Origin of the sequence: Burkholderia sp. Bp9090, assembly GCF_003857985.1 — a bacterium.
In the GTDB taxonomy this organism is placed as follows: Bacteria; Pseudomonadota; Gammaproteobacteria; order Burkholderiales; family Burkholderiaceae; genus Burkholderia.
The window spans coordinates 199587-217679 of record NZ_QTPV01000007.1 but is presented as its reverse complement, the minus strand read 5'-3'; the positions used below and the strand labels follow the sequence as shown (position 1 = coordinate 217679).

General features: G+C 65.0%; 12 protein-coding genes and 1 pseudogene. 12 read left to right on the top strand and 1 reads right to left on the bottom strand.

All coding sequences use genetic code 11. From position 1 onward, the window contains the following. From DIE16_RS09985 to DIE16_RS09940, 9 genes and pseudogenes are all read left to right on the top strand, one after another. Window positions 1–314, top strand: a pseudogene (locus DIE16_RS09985) (sugar ABC transporter ATP-binding protein); the annotation flags it as partial. Next, complete coding sequence (locus tag DIE16_RS09980) at window positions 311–1330, top strand: ABC transporter permease (RefSeq protein ID WP_044843602.1); 1020 nt, start codon at window positions 311–313, stop codon at window positions 1328–1330. The pseudogene DIE16_RS09985 and the gene DIE16_RS09980, both read left to right, overlap by 4 nt. 35 nt (window positions 1331–1365) lie before the next feature. After that, window positions 1366–2397, top strand: coding sequence for a LacI family DNA-binding transcriptional regulator (locus tag DIE16_RS09975; RefSeq protein ID WP_044843601.1), 1032 nt, complete (start codon window positions 1366–1368; stop codon window positions 2395–2397). Further along, on the top strand, window positions 2394–3323 hold the full coding sequence (gene rbsK, locus DIE16_RS09970; protein ID WP_124892223.1) for a ribokinase: 930 nt from the start codon (window positions 2394–2396) through the stop codon (window positions 3321–3323). The genes DIE16_RS09975 and rbsK overlap by 4 nt, the downstream gene beginning before the upstream one ends. A gap of 279 nt (window positions 3324–3602) precedes the next feature. Further along, complete coding sequence (locus DIE16_RS09965; protein WP_124892222.1) at window positions 3603–5360, top strand: methyl-accepting chemotaxis protein; 1758 nt, start codon at window positions 3603–3605, stop codon at window positions 5358–5360. 543 nt (window positions 5361–5903) lie between these two features. Further along, window positions 5904–7826 carry a PrkA family serine protein kinase gene (locus DIE16_RS09955; protein ID WP_044843599.1) on the top strand — a complete coding sequence of 641 codons (1923 nt, stop codon included), beginning with the start codon at window positions 5904–5906 and terminating at the stop codon, window positions 7824–7826. A 125-nt stretch (window positions 7827–7951) separates the two neighbouring features. Beyond that, a complete protein-coding gene (locus DIE16_RS09950) occupies window positions 7952–9220 on the top strand; it encodes a YeaH/YhbH family protein (protein WP_044843598.1) in 1269 nt (422 codons plus the stop codon). Beyond that, the gene (locus DIE16_RS09945; protein ID WP_044843597.1) at window positions 9217–10896 is read left to right on the top strand and encodes a SpoVR family protein; all 1680 of its coding nucleotides are present in this window, start codon (window positions 9217–9219) and stop codon (window positions 10894–10896) included. Before DIE16_RS09950 ends, DIE16_RS09945 begins: the two co-directional genes overlap by 4 nt. A gap of 235 nt (window positions 10897–11131) precedes the next feature. Continuing rightward, entirely contained in the window at window positions 11132–12436 is a 1305-nt protein-coding gene (locus DIE16_RS09940) for an MFS family transporter (RefSeq protein ID WP_124485536.1), read from the top strand. 1045 nt (window positions 12437–13481) lie between these two features. Here DIE16_RS09940 and DIE16_RS09935 read toward each other — a convergent pair. Further along, window positions 13482–13793 (bottom strand): hypothetical protein, encoded by a 312-nt coding sequence (locus tag DIE16_RS09935; RefSeq protein WP_124892221.1) that lies wholly within the window; start codon window positions 13791–13793, stop codon window positions 13482–13484. A gap of 106 nt (window positions 13794–13899) precedes the next feature. Here DIE16_RS09935 and DIE16_RS09930 point away from each other — a divergent pair, with 106 nt between their 5' ends. From DIE16_RS09930 to DIE16_RS09920, 3 genes are all read left to right on the top strand, one after another. Then, complete coding sequence (locus tag DIE16_RS09930) at window positions 13900–14484, top strand: fimbrial protein (protein WP_124570458.1); 585 nt, start codon at window positions 13900–13902, stop codon at window positions 14482–14484. Window positions 14485–14487: 3 nt separating this feature from the next. Then, entirely contained in the window at window positions 14488–15267 is a 780-nt protein-coding gene (locus tag DIE16_RS09925; RefSeq protein WP_260434369.1) for a molecular chaperone, read from the top strand. Window positions 15268–15476: 209 nt separating this feature from the next. Beyond that, window positions 15477–18089: a fimbria/pilus outer membrane usher protein gene (locus DIE16_RS09920; protein ID WP_124892220.1), complete on the top strand. Its 2613-nt coding sequence runs from the start codon at window positions 15477–15479 to the stop codon at window positions 18087–18089. The last annotated feature ends 4 nt before the right edge of the window (window positions 18090–18093 follow it).

Here is an 18093-nt window from a genome sequence, read left to right as displayed (position 1 = left end):
CCCGCGGGATCGACGTCGGCGCCAAATTCGAGATCTACACGCTGATGGGCGCGCTCGCGCGCGAGGGCCGGGCGCTGGTGGTCGTCTCGAGCGACCTGCGCGAGCTGATGCTGATCTGCGACCGGATCGGCGTGATGTCGGCCGGCCGCATGACCGCCGTGTTCGAACGCGGCAACTGGACCCAGGATGCGCTGCTGGCCGCGGCGTTCGCCGGCTTCGGCCGCGCAGCGCTGCCGGACGGCGCACGCCATCCGGATGCGGAAAGCGCGCCGCGCGCGGCTTCCGCCTCTTCGACGACAGGACGACAGCAATGACCCAGCCTCCCGTATCCCCGAGCGACGCCGGCGCGCAGCAGGACGTGACCGGGCGCCGCGCGCGCACGCTGTCCGGCACGCGGCTCGGCGTGTCGAACTATCTCGGGCTCGCCGGCGCGCTCGCCGCGATGATCGCGCTGTTCTCGACGCTCAGCTCGCATTTCCTGACCTACGATACGTTCAGCACGATCGCAAACCAGATCCCCGATCTCGTCGTGATGTCGGTCGGGATGACGTTCGTGCTGATCATCGCCGGCATCGACCTGTCGGTCGGCTCGGTGCTCGCGCTGGCCGCGTCGATGGTCAGCGTGGCCGCGCTGAAATGGCATTGGGGGCCGCTGCCCGCCGCGCTGATCGGGATCGCGGTCGCGACCGTGACCGGCTCGCTGACGGGCGCGATCACGGTGGGCTGGCGGATTCCGTCGTTCATCGTGTCGCTCGGCGTGCTCGAGGCCGCGCGCGGTGTCGCGTACCAGCTGACGAATTCGCGCACGGCCTACATCGGCGACGCGTTCGATTTCCTCTCGAACCCGATCGCGCTCGGCATCTCGCCGGCGTTCCTGATCGCGGTCGCGGTGATGATCGCGGCGCAGTTCGTGCTCACGCGCACCGTGTTCGGGCGCTATCTTGTCGGTATCGGCACGAATGAAGAAGCCGTCCGGCTTGCCGGGGTTAACCCGCGGCCGTATAAAATCCTCGTATTCGCACTGATGGGCGCGCTCGCGGGGCTCGCGTCGCTGTTCCAGATCTCGCGGCTCGAGGCCGCCGACCCGAACGCGGGCGTGGGCCTCGAACTGCAGGTGATCGCAGCCGTCGTGATCGGCGGCACGAGCCTGATGGGCGGGCGCGGCTCGGTGATCAGCACGTTCTTCGGCGTGTTGATCATCTCCGTGCTGGCCGCGGGGCTGGCGCAGATCGGCGCGAACGAGCCGACCAAACGGATCATCACCGGGGCGGTGATCGTGGTGGCGGTCGTGCTCGATACGTATCGCAGCCGGCGCGCGCGCGCCCGGTAAAACTACACAGAAAGCAGACCAGAGAGAAACGGGAAATGGCGACGATCAAGGATGTGGCGGCCATGGCGGGCGTGTCGTTTACGACCGTCTCGCACGTGGTGAACAATTCGCGGCCGGTGTCCGCGGATGTGCGTGCGAAGGTCGAAGGCGCGATCCGCGAGCTGAACTACGTGCCATCGGCCGTGGCGCGCTCGCTGAAGGCGCGCTCGACGGCGACCATCGGCCTCGTCGTGCCGAACAGCACGAATCCGTACTTCGCGGAGCTTGCGCGCGGCATCGAGGACCAGTGCGCGGCCAACGGCTATTGCGTGTTCTTCTGCAACTCGGACGACGATCCCGTGAAGCAGCGCAACTACCTGCGCGTGCTGCAGGAAAAGCGCATCGACGGGCTGATCGTCGCGTCGGCCGGCGAGGACGCGGTGCTCGCGCAGACGCTCGCCGACGCGCATGCGCCGCTCGTCGTCGTCGACCGCAACATCGAGGGGCTCGCGGCCGATCTCGTGCAGATCGACCACGAACGCGGCGCCTACCTGGCGACGCGTCATCTGCTCGAACTCGGGCACGCGAAGATCGGCTGCATCACCGGGCCGACCGACACGGCCGTCAGCGCGATGCGCGTGCACGGCTTCATCCGCGCGATGGCCGAGCGCGGGATCGACATCGTGCCGGGCGCGATCGCGGAAAGCGATTTTTCGTGCCTGGGCGGCTATCACGCGGCATCGCGGCTGTTCGAGTCGGTGCACCCGAGCGCGATTTTCGCGGGCAACGACCTGATGGGCGTCGGCGCGCTGCGCGCGGCGGCCGAGCGCGGCATGCGCGTGCCGGACGACTGCTCGATCATCGGCTTCGACGACATCGAATTCTCCCGTTATACCTATCCGGCGCTGTCGACGGTCGGCCAGTCGGTGCGCGCCCTCGGCGAAATGGCCGCGCAGACGCTGATCGAGCGGATCGGCGGCGGCTCGACGGCCGCGCCGAGCCGTCGTCGTGTCGTGTCGCCGCGCCTGGTGCTGCGCGAATCGACGGCGGTCTACCGCGAGCCGGCCGCGCCGGGTGCTCGCCCATGACGGCGCGTGCGGCAGGCGCCGGCCGCGTGACGGTGGTCGGCAGCCTCAACATGGATCTCGTCGTACGGGCGTCGCGGCTGCCATTGCCGGGCGAAACGCTCGCCGGTCACGCGTATGCGCAGGCCGCAGGGGGCAAGGGCGGCAACCAGGCCGTCGCGGCCGCACGGCTCGGCGCGCAGGTCGCGATGATCGGCTGCGTCGGCGCGGATGCGCACGGCAGCACGCTGCGGGCCGGCCTCGAGACCGAAGGCATCGACTGTTCGCGGCTCGCGACGAGCAAGACGGCGTCGACCGGCGTCGCATTGATCGTCGTCGACGACGCCAGCCAGAACACGATCGTGATCGTCGCGGGCGGCAACGGCGAAGTCACGACGGATACGGTGGCGCGGCACGAGGCGGCGCTGGCCGCGACCGACGTGCTGATCTGCCAGCTCGAGACGCCGCCGGACGCCGTGTTCGCTGCGCTGTCGGCCGGGCGGCGGCTCGGCCGCACCGTGGTGCTCAATCCGGCGCCTGCCGTCGCGCCGCTGCCGGACGGCTGGTTGCCGCTGGTCGATTACCTGATCCCGAACGAAGTCGAGGCGGCCGCGCTGACCGGGCTGCCGGTGCGCAATCCGGCCGAGGCGGAAGCCGCGGCGCGTGCGTTGCGGGCAGCCGGCGCGCGCAATGTGCTGATCACGCTCGGCGCGCGCGGCGTGTTCGCGGTGACGGCCGATGGCGCGGCGCGCCACTATCCGGCCCCCGTCGTCAAGGCGGTCGACACGACCGCGGCGGGTGACACCTTCATCGGCGGTTTCGCCGCACGGCTTGCGGCCGGCGCGGACGTCGATGCCGCCATCCGCTTCGCGCAACGCGCGGCGGCGCTGTCGGTCACGCGCGCAGGCGCGCAGCCGTCGATTCCCACGCTCGCCGAACTGGCCGAATAGGGCCCGATCGCGCATCCCGGCCGGCGCGTGCGACAGCAGGCGGCCGGCCATCCTTCCCCACTTGCCTGACCTCGATTGCTTGCCGCGGGCGTTCGCGAAGCGGGCCGGCGATGCTTCGCCCCTATTATTCTGGAATCTGTAATGAACTGGTGAATTGCTGAAAAAATTGATGTGAATACCATCAAGCTGCGCAACATCCGGTCGTAAATACACCTGGGCGTAACACTGTTTCGAAAAACGGGCCTTGCCCGTTCACGACGACGCAATACAGGAAGAATGATGGTGATCGGAAACCTGACGATACGTGCGCGCATCGGTTTGACGATGGCGTTTCTCGCGGTACTGCTGGGCGTGATTGGCGTACTCGGCGTGTACGGGATGACGCGCTCGAACGATGCGACGCGCGAGATTTTCACGAACCAGATGCCGAGCGCGGTCGACGTGGCCGTTGCCGAAATGTACGCGGCGCGCGAGCGCCTGGCGCTCGATCGCGCCGCGCTGCTGGCGGGCACGCCCGACTCGGCTGCGGCCGTGGAACGCAGCCGCGCGATGCGCACGCAGTCCGACGCGTGGTGGCAAAAATACCTTGCACTGCCGCGCGGCCCGGAGGAAGACCGGCTCGCGCAGGACGTCGCCGCGAAGCGGCAGGCGCTGCAGCGCAGTTGCGACGCGTTCGGAGGGCTGGTCGCGGCGGGCGACCACGACCGGATCGGCGAGGGTGCCAAGCAGCTCGCGACGCTTTATAACGAGCTCTCGGTTGCGGGCGAAGCACTGCGCAATTTCCAGTTCACCGACGGGCAGGCGGGCTTCGACCGCGCGGAATCGTTGTACGAGACGCTGCGCGTGCTGTCGATCGTCCTGCTGGCGGCCGGTCTGGTTGCCGCCGCGTTTTCCTGGCTGACGCTCAGCCGCGCGATCGGCCGTCCGCTCGCGGACGCACTCGCGCATTTCGACGCGATCGCCGCGGGCGACCTGCGCCGCTCGATCGTCGTGCATCGGCGCGACGAAATGGGCCAGCTCCTGGACGGTCTCGCGAGGATGCAGCGCGGCCTCGTCGACACGGTGCGCACCGTGCGCGGCGGCAGCGAGTCGATCGCGACCGCGGCGCGCCAGATCGCCGCGGGCAACATCGACCTGTCGTCGCGCACGGAAGAGCAGGCGTCCGCGCTGCAGGAAACCGCATCGAGCATGGAACAGCTGACCGGCACCGTGAAGCAGAACGCGGACAATGCGCGGCAGGCAAGCTCGCTGGCAGCGAACGCGTCGGAGATTGCAAACAAGGGCAATACGGTAGTCGGCCAGGTGGTCGGCACGATGGGCGAGATCAACGACAGCTCCGCGAAGATCGCGGACATCATCGCGATCATCGAGGGAATCGCGTTCCAGACCAACATCCTGGCGCTGAACGCGGCGGTCGAGGCCGCGCGCGCCGGCGAGGAAGGCCGCGGCTTCGCGGTCGTGGCGGGCGAGGTGCGCAGTCTCGCGCAGCGTTCGTCGAGCGCGGCCAAGGAGATCAAGATGCTGATCGACGCGTCGGTGGAGCGCATCCGGACGGGGTCGACGCTGGTCGACGAAGCCGGCCGCACGATGAGCGACGTGATCGGTGCGGTGCAGCGCGTGACCGACATCATGGGCGAGATCGCGGCGGCGTCCGAGGAACAGAGCGGCGGCATCGACCAGGTCGCGCGCGCGGTCGCGCAGATGGACGAGGTCACCCAGCAGAACGCCGCGCTCGTCGAGGAAGCGGCGGCCGCCGCGCAATCGCTCGACGAACAGGCCGCGCGCCTGCGCGAGACGGCGTCGGTGTTCCGGATCGACGACGACGCGGCGCAGCCGGCGACCGCTGCCGCCGCACGTCAGGCGCCGCGCGCGGTGCCCGCAGCGGCTGCGGTGCCGGTTTCGCCTCCCGCGCCGGCCGTGGCGCGCAATGATCGTGATGCAGCGCCGAAGCGCGCCGCGCCGGCGCGCAAGCCGGCTGCCGCGGCCGCCGCGCCCGCTCCGGTGGCTGCCGGCGCCGACGACTGGGAAACGTTCTGATTCGCGCGTGACGCGCATCTTTTCGCGGTAACGCTCCCCGGTATCTTTCCCCGTATCTCTCCCCATTTGGCAGCACACGACGCCCGCGACATGCGGGCGTCGTCGTTTCGACCGATGGAATGTGACAGCGCACGTGAAAGTTCGTGCGTCGCCGTGCGCTGCGTGTTCGCATCCGCACTACGGGTATCTCCGGACGATGCGAAAAAAATTTGTAACGGCGCGCGCAGCGTGTCGTCGTAAACGTCCGCTCGAACGTCTAGGGATGAAGGGGGAGTGAAGGGTGCCGCGACGACGACGGAGGTGTCCAACGCACGAGACGTTCCGATGCTCGACGAGACGTCGCGGATGCCGTTTCTGCGACACGGGAGATCGATTGTAAAGCGTCGAAATGCGTTGTCCAAGCGGTGTTGTCGAGAATGACGAACTTCATACGAAGATGTCGTGAAAAAAAATAAGAAAGGGTTTAGGATGAATTCGAACGCGCTTGCTTCTGCGCAGTCATAGAAGGCAGGCACGTCTTCAGACTCAGGCGAGGGAGGTAGCATGGATATTTACAGCAGCTTCGCGAACCGCTTCGAAAAAACGCGAGAGGAAGAGTTCTCGCTGGAGGAGTACCTCGCGCTCTGCAAGAACGATCCGTCAGCGTACGCCACGGCTGGCGAACGCATGCTGGCTGCAATCGGGGAACCCGAACAAATCGATACCCGCATCGACCCGCGCCTGTCGCGGATCTTCGCGAACAAGGTTATCAAGGTCTATCCCGCGTTCCGTGAATTCTACGGAATGGAGGAAGTGATCGAGCAGGTGGTCGCGTACTTCCGCCACGCTGCGCAAGGGCTCGAAGAGAAGAAGCAGATTCTCTACCTGCTCGGCCCGGTGGGCGGCGGCAAGTCGTCGATCGCCGAGCGCCTGAAGCAGCTGATGGAGCGTGTGCCGTTCTATGCGCTGAAGGGTTCCCCCGTCAACGAATCGCCGCTCGGGCTGTTCGACTACGACGAAGACGGCCCGATCCTCGAAGAGCAGTACGGCATTCCGCGCCGCTACCTGAAGAGCATCCTGAGTCCCTGGGCCGTCAAGCGCCTGCACGAATACAACGGCGATATCCGCCAGTTCCGCGTGGTACGCCGCTTTCCGTCGATCCTGCGGCAGATCGGCATCGCGAAGACGGAACCTGGCGACGAGAACAACCAGGACATTTCGTCGCTCGTCGGCAAGGTCGACATCCGCAAGCTCGAACAGTATGCGCAGGACGACGCCGATGCGTACAGCTACTCGGGCGGCCTGTGCCTGGCGAACCAGGGCCTGCTCGAATTCGTCGAAATGTTCAAGGCGCCGATCAAGGTGCTGCACCCGTTGCTGACCGCGACGCAGGAAGGCAACTTCAAGGGCACCGAAGGATTCGGCGCGATTCCGTTCGACGGGGTGATCCTCGCGCACTCGAACGAGTCGGAGTGGAAGGCCTTCCGTAACAACCGCAACAACGAGGCACTGCTCGACCGGATCTTCGTCGTGAAGGTGCCGTACTGCCTGCGCGTGTCGGAAGAGATCAAGATCTACGAGAAGCTGATCCGCAACTCGTCGCTGGCCGAGGCCGTGTGCGCGCCGGGCACGCTGAAGATGATGTCGCAGTTCTCGGTGCTGTCGCGCCTGCATGAGCCGGAGAATTCGAGCCTGTTCTCGAAGATGCAGGTGTACGACGGCGAAAACCTGAAGGACACCGATCCGAAAGCGAAGTCGTACCAGGAGTATCGCGACTACGCGGGCGTGGACGAAGGGATGACCGGCGTGTCGACGCGCTTCGCGTTCAAGATCCTGTCGCGCGTGTTCAACTTCGACTCGAGTGAGGTCGCGGCCAACCCCGTGCACCTGATGTACGTGCTCGAACAGCAGATCGAACGCGAGCAGTTCCCGCCGGAGACCGAGCAGAAGTACCTGTCGTTCGTGAAGGACGTACTCGCGTCGCGCTACGCGGAGTTCATCGGCAAGGAGATCCAGACGGCTTACCTCGAGTCGTATTCGGAGTACGGGCAGAACATCTTCGACCGCTACGTCACGTATGCGGACTTCTGGATCCAGGACCAGGAATTCCGCGATCACGACACGGGCGAGAGCTTCGACCGCGCCGCGCTGAATGCGGAGCTGGAGAAGATCGAGAAGCCGGCCGGGATCAGCAATCCGAAGGATTTCCGCAACGAGATCGTGAACTTCGTGTTGCGTGCACGGGCGGCGAACGCCGGGAAGAACCCCGTGTGGACGAGCTACGAGAAGTTGCGCGTCGTGATCGAGAAGAAGATGTTCTCGAATACCGAGGAACTGTTGCCGGTGATTTCGTTCAACGCCAAGGGTTCGGCGGAGGAGCAGCGCAAGCATGAGGACTTTGTGAACCGGATGGTCGCGAAGGGCTATACGCCGAAGCAGGTGAGGCTGCTTTGCGACTGGTACCTGCGCGTGCGCAAGTCGTCATGACGCGCGCGGTACCGCGCCCGTGCGGCGAGTCCGTACGGGCGCTTTCAGAGGCGCCGCCCGCATGACGGCAGACGGCATGCGCGGCGAGTGCCCCGGCAGATCGACTTTCGAGCGGGAGACCGGGAGTGCTTCATCAAATCATCGACCGCAGGCTGGCCGGCAAGAACAAGAGCATCGCCAACCGCGAACGCTTTCTGCGTCGCGTCAAGAACTACATTCGTCGTGCCGTGTCCGACGCGGTGCGCGACCGTAGCATCAAGGATATCCAGAGCACGCAAAGCATCACGATTCCGCGCAAGGACATCGCCGAGCCGAATTTCCGGCACGCGCCGGGCGGGCGTCGCGAATACGTGCACCCGGGCAACGAGGACTACGTGCGCGGCGACAAGATTCCGCGTCCGCAGGGCGGCTCGGGCGGCGGCGGCAGTCAGGCGAGCAACGAAGGCGAAGGGCAGGACGACTTCGTGTTCGAGCTGTCCCGCGACGAATTCATGCAGTACTTCTTCGACGACCTCGAACTGCCGCGCCTCGTGAAGACGCACCTGCTGACGGTGCCGAGCTGGAAGAACGTGCGCGCGGGCTGGTCGGCGGAAGGCACGCCGAACAACATCGACGTCGTGCGCTCGCTGCGCAGCGCGCTCGGGCGACGCATCGCGCTCGGTTCGCCGCTCGTCAACGAGCTGCGCGAACTCGAGGCGCGGCTCGAGGTGATGAAGCTCGATCCGGAAGACCGTCGCGAGGATATCGCGACGCTCGAGGCCGAGATCCATCATCTGAAGGGGCGCATCTGGCGGATCCCGTTCATCGATCCGTTCGACCTGCGCTACATCAACCGCGTGAAGCAGCCGCAACCGTCGAGCCAGGCCGTGATGTTCTGCCTGATGGACGTGTCGGGCTCGATGGACGAGCAGCGCAAGGATCTCGCGAAACGCTTCTTCATCCTGCTGTACCTGTTCCTGAAGCGCAACTATGAGCGCATCGAGGTCGTGTTCATCCGTCACCACACGCGCGCCGAGGAGGTCGACGAGGACACCTTCTTCCATTCGACCGAAAGCGGCGGCACCGTCGTGTCGAGCGCGCTCGAACTGATGCGCAAGGTGATGAACGAGCGCTACTCGCCGACCGAGTGGAACATCTACGGCGCGCAGGCGTCCGACGGCGACAACTGGACTGACGATTCGCCGAAGTGTCGCAAAATCCTGGAAGAGGATATCCTCACCAAGACGCGTTACTTCGCGTATATCCAGGTCGCCCCGGAAGAGCAGAACCTGTGGCTGGAGTACGCACAGCTGGCGCTGTCGCAACCGCACCTCGCGATGAAGAAAGTCGAATCGGCTGCCGATATTTACCCGGTGTTTCGCGAATTGTTCGAAAAGCAGGTGGAAATGTCATGACGACCCGCCATCTGCACAACGAGTCGCGCGGCTATGCGCCGCGCCCTTCCGGCGACGACACGGCCGGCCCTGCCGCATCGCAGCAAAGCGGCCGGACCGAACCGGCGGCGCCGGCCGCCGACTTGCCCGGTGCCGGGCAGAAGGAAGCGCGTATGAACGTTGCCGAACGCAAGCCGCTGCCGTGCCCGTCCGACTGGACGTTCGAGCTGCTCGAGGAATACGACACGCACATCTCGCAGGTCGCCGAGCAGTACGAGCTCGACATCTATCCGATCCAGCTCGAGCTGATCAGCGCCGAGCAGATGATGGATGCGTACGCGTCGGTCGGGATGCCGGTCAACTATCGCCACTGGTCGTTCGGCAAGCACTTCCTCGCGACCGAGAAAAGCTATCGCCGCGGCCAGATGGGCCTCGCGTACGAAATCGTCATCAACTCGAATCCCTGCATCGCGTATCTGATGGAAGAGAACACGATGACGATGCAGGCGCTCGTCATCGCGCACGCGGCGTACGGGCACAACTCGTTCTTCAAGGGCAACTACCTGTTCCGGCTGTGGACCGACGCGCACGCGATCATCGACTATCTCGTGTACGCGAAGAACTACGTCGCCGAATGCGAGGAGCGCTACGGCCTCGATCGCGTCGAGGAACTGCTCGATTCGTGCCATGCGCTGATGAACTACGGCGTCGACCGCTACAAGCGGCCGCAGAAGCCGTCGTTGTCGAAGGAGGCCGCGCTGCGGCGCGAGCGCGAGGCGTATCTGCAGTCGCAGGTCAACGAGCTGTGGCGCACGCTGCCGGGCAAGAAGCCCGAGCAGATGGAGGAGCAGGAAGGACGCTATCCGCCGGAGCCGCAGGAGAACCTGCTGTATTTCGCGGAGAAGAACGCGCCGCTGCTCGAGCCGTGGGAGCGGGAAGTGATCCGCATCGTGCGCAAGATCGGCCAGTACTTCTATCCGCAGCGGCAGACGCAGGTGATGAACGAAGGCTGGGCGACGTTCTGGCACTACACGCTGCTGAATACGCTGTACAACCAGGGCAAGCTGGAAGACGGCTTCATGATGGAGTTCCTGCACTCGCACAGCAACGTGGTCTACCAGCCGCCCGTCACGAAGCCGTACTACAGCGGGATCAACCCGTATGCGCTCGGCTTCTCGATGATGAGCGACATCCGCCGGATCTGCGAGGCGCCGACGGAAGAGGACTACAAGTGGTTTCCGGAGATCGCGGGCACCCCGTGGCTGCCGGCGATGCACTACGCGATGCGCAACTTCAAGGACGAGAGCTTCATCGCGCAGTACCTGTCGCCGAACCTGATCCGCGAGATGCGGCTGTTCTCGGTGCTCGACGACGACATGCGCGATTCGCTCGAGGTGTCGGCGATCCACGACGAGTCCGGCTACCAGTACGTGCGGCAGGCGTTGTCGCGGCAGTACGACATCCATCACCGCGAGCCGAACATCCAGGTGTGGGCCGTGAACACGCGCGGCGACCGCAGCCTCACGCTGCGCCATTTCATGACCGACAACCGCCATCTGTCGAACGACAGCGAGGAAGTGCTCAAGCACATGGCGCGGCTCTGGCAGTTCGACGTGTTCCTGGAAAGCGTCGACGAGGCCGGGACCGTGCGCAAGCGCTACGAGTGCCGCTACGTGCCGCCGGAGGTGCGCGTCTGACGATCGCCCGAGAGCAGTTTGCATCGGACGCCAGCCTGAGGGCTGGCGTTTTCATATGACGAACGCGTACCGGGAGAAAAATTTTCTACATCCGGACGAACCCGGAAAGCCCGTTACTTTACATTTCGCTAAAATCCCGTAGCGCCGTGCCGCCGGAACCGGTGCCACGTGCGACCGTACGCGACGGCCCGCGAGCCGTCTCGCCCAGAAAGCACTAAAAGGAACAGACCAACCCATGGACGTCCAGACCGACCAAGCCGCGCTGTCCGCGCATGACACCCGGCGGCGCGTGTTCGCCATCGTCGGCGCCTCGTCGGGCAACCTCGTCGAGTGGTTCGACTTCTACATCTACTCGTTCTGCGCGCTGTACTTCGCACCGGCGTTCTTCCCGAGCGGCAACACGACCACGCAGCTGCTGAACACGGCCGGCGTGTTCGCGGCCGGCTTCCTGATGCGTCCGATCGGCGGCTGGCTGTTCGGCCGCATCGCCGACCGTCACGGCCGTCGCACGGCGATGATGATCTCGGTGCTGATGATGTGCGGCGGCTCGCTCGTGATCGCGGTGCTGCCGACCTATGCGCAGATCGGCGCGCTGGCGCCAGCGCTGCTGCTGGTCGCGCGCCTGTTCCAGGGGCTGTCGGTGGGCGGCGAATACGGGACGAGCGCAACCTACATGAGCGAAGTCGCGCTGAAGGGGCGGCGCGGTTTCTTCGCGTCGTTCCAGTACGTGACGCTGATCGGCGGCCAGCTGTGCGCGCTGCTGGTACTCGTGATCCTGCAGCAGGCGCTGTCGAACGACGAGCTGAAGGCGTGGGGCTGGCGTATTCCGTTCGTTTGCGGGGCGGCGGCCGCGCTGATCTCGCTGTACCTGCGCAAATCGCTCGACGAGACGTCGACGAGCGCATCGCGTGACAAGAAGGACGCGGGCACGATCCGCGGGGTGTGGCAGCACAAGGGCGCCTTCTTCACGGTGGTCGGCTTCACGGCCGGCGGCTCGCTGATCTTCTACACCTTCACGACGTACATGCAGAAGTACCTCGTGAATACGGCCGGGATGCATGCGAAGACGGCCAGCAACGTGATGACCGTCGCGCTGCTCGTGTACATGCTGATCCAGCCGGTGTTCGGCGCGCTGTCCGACAAGATCGGCCGCCGCACGTCGATGATCCTGTTCGGCACGTTCGCGGTGATCGGCACGGTGCCGCTGATGCACGCGCTGAAGACCGTCACGAGCCCGACGGCCGCGTTCGTGCTGATCACGATCGCGCTGGCGATCGTCAGCTTCTACACGTCGATCAGCGGCCTCATCAAGGCCGAGATGTTCCCGCCGGAAGTGCGCGCGATGGGCGTCGGCCTGTCGTATGCGGTCGCGAACGCGATCTTCGGCGGTTCGGCCGAGTACGTCGCGCTGTGGTTCAAGTCGATCGGCAGCGAGGAAACCTTCTACTGGTACGTGACGGTGCTGTGCGCGATCTCGCTGATCGTGTCGTGGCGGATGCGCGATCCGAGCAAGGAAGGGTACCTGCGTCACGAACCGTGATCGATTGCGCGGCGCGCGCATCCGCATCATGACGAACGTCCCGCCAGCCGGCGGGACGTTTTTTTGCGGCGTGCGATTTCACGGGCGGAGCCGTCACGGCGGTGGCATCCACTGCTCGACGCGGGGCGTGCCGGCATGCGTGCATCCCGTCATATCGATATTGAAATCGATTCGTTGTTTGTTGCAGGCGATTTCCTTAATCTGAACTCGTAGTTCGTGTGACACCTCCTTGACTGGGATTCGCGCCCGCTGCGTGCAGCGGGCGTCTTTTTTGCGCGCCGCGCGGTTCGCAAGCCGAGGCAGGGCCGGTGCCGCGTGGCGGCTTGCTTGCCCATGGGCGCTTGCTGCATGTCATCGCGACGGTCCCGGTCCGCGGTGACGGGGCCGCCTGCGGCCGACCGAGTGGATGGCGATGCGATGCACGTCATGCCCGTGCCGAGTCAAAGACACGATGAGCAAACTTGCGGTCGCCTTGCTCAGGGCTTCCGGGGCGACGCCAGGAGGGGGCAACACGCTCGTCGTGCCGGTATCCAGACGACATGCGTCTATGCACGCGGTCGAACTGTCGCCGACGTTGCTCGACGGCGACGCCGAGTGCCGCGCCAGATGCTCGCGCAGCAGGGCGGATCGGTGCGGCCGGTCGGTCGCTTGCACGATGGCGCAGCGACCAGTGAAGCGGACGACTTGCGAATGTCACGCGTCTCGTGTACCTCGCGGCACTTGCGCCGAACACCGGCGAAAACACCGACCGGCAGCGGATGTCGGTGCGGACGAACGCGCGCCGGACATCACCCTCGAAACAAACCATGCATCGCTCGCCAGACGACGACTGGGCGGTTGCGGAATGAGACGCGTCCGTGACGGAGCGTTCGTCGATGTGATTATGCGGAAAATTCCGGATCGCCATGGCGAATCGCGATCGAAAGTCGAATTTGGACGCAATGGCTATTCCGTATGGCCAATTCCGCGGCGAAACGAAAATCCTTGGAGCGTTCGGGCATTTGACTTGTCCTACATCCGATCGGCTATAAAAATAAATTTCAAATTACTTCACGCGGAAGCGCGAGGGATTATTGGCTTTCAATAATCCTGACGATTGGTGTAGGTTTCTTTGGCTGTCCGCGGCGCATCGTGCCGCATCGCTGGCCATTGCTTCTGGCGGGCGGTCAATTTGGAGATCCGGCGAGACGATCCGCGACAAGCGCTTCAAACAGACGGGAGCGACGGACGTCGGCATATGCCTGCATTTGAATTCCGGGTGAGTGAAAATCAATCCAATAATTCTTACTTGTACGATATCGGGAATCTGCATTCGAAAATAGAATGACTCGGTCGTCATTTTTCCGGATGGAATCATTCGCTTATTCGGAATAGGGCGATTCGATCCGGTTGCGGGTAGTGAGGTGCCTGCATGGCGATCGAGTTGTTTCGAGAAAAACGTCTGCTTTTAGAGGAATTCAACGATGAAAATGAATCTGCTTCGGGGTTGCGTTGCAGCCGGCATCGCGAGCGCCGCGCTGGTACCGTCGGTTTCCCACGCGTTCGACGGCGAGCTCGCCTTCTACGGCAGCATCTCCGACGTCACCTGCAACATCAACGGCGCAGCGCCCGGCGCCGGCAACCGGAAGGAAGTGCAACTCGGCGACCGCATCAGCCCGAGCAAGTTCGACAAGATCGGCGCGACGTCGGAGCCTGTCCCGTTCAGCCTGGTACTTGGCGGCAACGCGGGTTGTGCGGACGGCACCAAGGTCGTGATCGATTTCGATCCGGTTTCGGTCAACGTCAACCCGGAAACCGGCAACCTGAAGCTCATCGGGACCAAGCCGGCGGAGGGCGTCGAGATCCAGATCAGCGATGCAGGCAACGGCAAGACCGGCAAGATCGTGCTTGGCAAGCCGCAGAATCTGGCGGACGCGCAGGTCGCGACCATCGACAAAAACACGGCGACCCTGACGTACTCGGCGGCTTACGTATCGACCGCCGAACCGGCCGCGATCAAGACCGGCTCGGGCAACTCGTTCATTCGGTACACGCTCGCTTACCACTGATCGGTGCATTTCCCGTTCCACGTCATGGCCTTGTCAATTCGTAATCCTTATTTAGCATCCGTGGCCGGCTTCGTGGCGTGGGCTGCCTGCGCCGCGATGGCGCAGGCAGCGCTTCTGCTGGACGGCACCCGCGTGATTTTCCCTGAGCATGCCCGCGACGTGACCGTCCGGATGCAAAATTCCGGCACCGCTCCGGTGCTCGCACAGAGCTGGATCGACGACGGTCGCGCCAACGTGCCTCCGGAGCAGATGCGCACGCCGTTCATCGTCGCGCCGACGCTGGTACGCGTCGAAGCGGGGCGGGGCGCGGTGCTGCGCATCACGAACATGCAGGAGCCGCTGCCCGCCGACCGTGAGTCGGTGTTCTGGCTCAATGTGCTCGAGGTGCCTGCGGCGGAGCAGGACACGGACAACCTGCTGCGCTTCGCTTTCCGGACTCGCATCAAATTGTTCTACCGGCCCGCGGCGCTTGCGAACGACGTCGAGACCGCGCCGGCCAAACTGGTCTGGAAGGTATCAGCCAGTACGTCGCATGCGAACGAGCGACAGGTGTCGCTCGACGTTTCAAATCCGACACCCTATTACGTCTCGTTCGGGATGGTTGAAGGCGATGTCGGCGGAACCTTCATCCCGGCCGGCGGCGGGATGGTCGTGCCATTTGGCACCCAGCGTTTCCCGTTGCCGGGTGTCGCCGCACGATCGCATCGCCCCGTGGCCGTGCGATACATGGTCATCGACGACTACGGCGGGCGCAGCACGATAACCAAAAAACTAACCGACTGAGCAGTCGGTCCACGCAACGCGCCAGAGGCATGATCCTGCATGTCGAATCCGAGGTGGCAATGAGATGCGAGAGATTCGGTATGCGAAATAACTGTATCGACATGCGGAGTTTAGAAGGTTCACGTTCGTCATTCACATCCGGACCCGTCCCGCGACCCGCGCGGCGTCCTTGCCTGCTGGCAGTCGCTTCGGTATTTGCTTCGGTAGCGATGTCGGCGAGCGCAAACGCTGTCGCGGACGCGATCGAGCCGGACAACGCACGCCATGCAGGCGCGGGCGCATCGCCGATTCTCCCGCCTGCTGGCGCGACGCATTTCGACGATTCGATGCTGATGCGTGGCCCGGGCAGTGAGCCGATCGATACGACGCCGTTCGAGCGGCCGAACGGCATCGTACCGGGCCAGCATCGTGCGGATCTGATCGTCAACGGGCAGTGGCGCGGTGTCGAGGAGATCACGTTCCGGCGTGACGAGCACGGCGACGTGCGGCCGTGCTACGACCGCCTGCTGCTGCAGCGGGCCGGCGTCGACCTCGACCGGAGCGAGCGAGGCCAGGACGGCAGCCAGCCGACGAATCCGATGCCCGACGCGCTGTTCTGCGACGCGCCTTCCCGGTACGTGCCCGGTGCTGTGCTGTCGTTCGATCCGGCGGAGCAGAAACTGTATCTGACGGTGCCGCAGTTCTATATGCGGCGGGCCAGCCACAGCACCTATGTCGACCCGGCAAACTGGACGAATGGCGTGCCGGCTGCGTTGCTGAACTACAACGTCAGCGCGTTCACGACGCGCTCCGGCGGCGACGAGTTCTCGCAGCTCTACACCGGCCTTTCGATGGCGGCGAGCGCAGGGCGCTTCCGGATTCGCCACAACGGCAACCTGACCTGGTCGCAGCGCGGTGGCGCGCGCTACCAGCGCGGTTACGTCTATGCACAAACCGATCTGCCCGAATGGCGTGCGCAGTTGCTGGCGGGCGAGAGTTCGACCAGCGGTGCACTGTTCGACGCCATATCGTTTCGAGGCGTGCAACTGGCCAGCGATGACCGGATGCTGCCCGACGAGCAGCGCTACTACGCACCGATCGTGCGAGGCATTGCACAGACGAACGCAAAGGTGTCGATCTATCAGCGCGGCTACCTCGTTCACGAGACGACCGTCGCCCCCGGGCCGTTCGCGATCGAGAACCTTCAGGCGATGAGCTACGGCGGCGACCTGAACGTGACGGTGACCGAAGCGAACGGCGAAACGCGCAGTTTTGTGGTGCCGTTCGCAACGACGGTCCAGTTGTTGCGTCCCGGCAGCACGCGGTTCAGCGCGATGGCGGGACGGGCAATCGAACTCGGCGGCGATATCGGCACGCAATACGTCGGCCAGTTCACGGTGCAGCGTGGCGTCAGCAATACGGTGACGGCCTACGGAGGCGCCGCGTTTGCGAATCGCTACCAGTCGGTACTGATGGGTGCCGCGCTCAACACGTCGATTGGCGGCTTCGCGGCGGACGTCACGATCGCGCGGACCCAGCCGCCGGGCGGTGACCGTCTGACCGGGTCGAGTATCCGCGTGTCGTACAGCAAGAACCTGCCGAACAGCGGCACGAACTTTTCGCTGCTCGCCTATCGCTACTCGACGAAAGGCTATCTCGGCCTGCGCGACGCGTTGCTGCTGAACGGCAGGGGCGACCAGGGCGCCGGCGCCGAAGCGTTTCCGCGGCTGCGCAATCGAGTCGACCTCAACGTGAGTCAACAGATCGGGCGATCGGGCAACGTTTACGCGAACGGATCGGCGCTCAGCTACTGGGCGGGGGGAGGGCAGTCGCTCAGTTTCACGCTCGGCTACAGCACGCAATGGCGCGACGCCACGCTGACCGCGTCGGTGCAGCGTGTGCGCAACCTGTCCGCACGCGGCCCGTCGTCCGGCGGCGAGGCGGGCAGCACGCTCGTGAGCGTGAACGTATCGATCCCGCTGGGGCACAACACGCGGCGCGCGCCGATCTTCAGCACGCTCGTTACACACGACAGCAGCGCCGGCACGAGCGCCACGGCGAGCGTGGCCGGCCGATTCGGCGAGCGGAGCGACGGGTCGTATTCGTTGTCGTCGAGCTACGACGGCAACAACCGCGGGGCGTCAGGCGGCGTCGGCATCGGCTATCAATTGCCGTCGATGTCGCTGTCGGCGAATTTCGGGCTCGGGCGCGAATACCAGCAGGCATCGGCGAACGCGACGGGCGGCCTGGTGCTGCACCCGGGCGGTCTGACGGCGGCGCCCACGCTGAGCGAGACGATCGGCGTCGTGCACGCGCCGCACGCGCGCGGTGCGCTGGTCGCCAATACGAGCGCACGCGTCGACCGGTTCGGCTACGCGATCGTACCGAGCCTCATCCCGTATCAGCTCAACAAGGTCGACATCGATCCCAAGGACGTCCCGGATGATGTCGAACTGAAGACCGTTTCGCGCAGCGTTGCCCCGCGCGCGGGCTCCGTCGTCATGCTGTCGTACGACACGCTGAAGGCGCGTGCGTTGCTGATCGATGCGCAGACCGACGGTCGGCCGCTCCCGTTCGCGGCACACGCGCTCGACGCGCGCACTGGCGCCGCGCTCGGCGTGGTCGGCCAGGGCAGCCGCCTGTTCGTGCGCGGTGCCGAGAACGACGGTCGGATCCGCGTCGAATGGGGGGCGCGTCCCGACCAGCAGTGCGTGATCGATTATTCGGTGCCGGCAGCACAGCGCACGGGCAGTGGTTACGTGCCGATGACCGGCACCTGCCGTGTGTCGACGGCGTCTCCACTGGCCGCCGCATCGTCCGCCGGCCGTGTCGGGGAGCGTTAGTCCG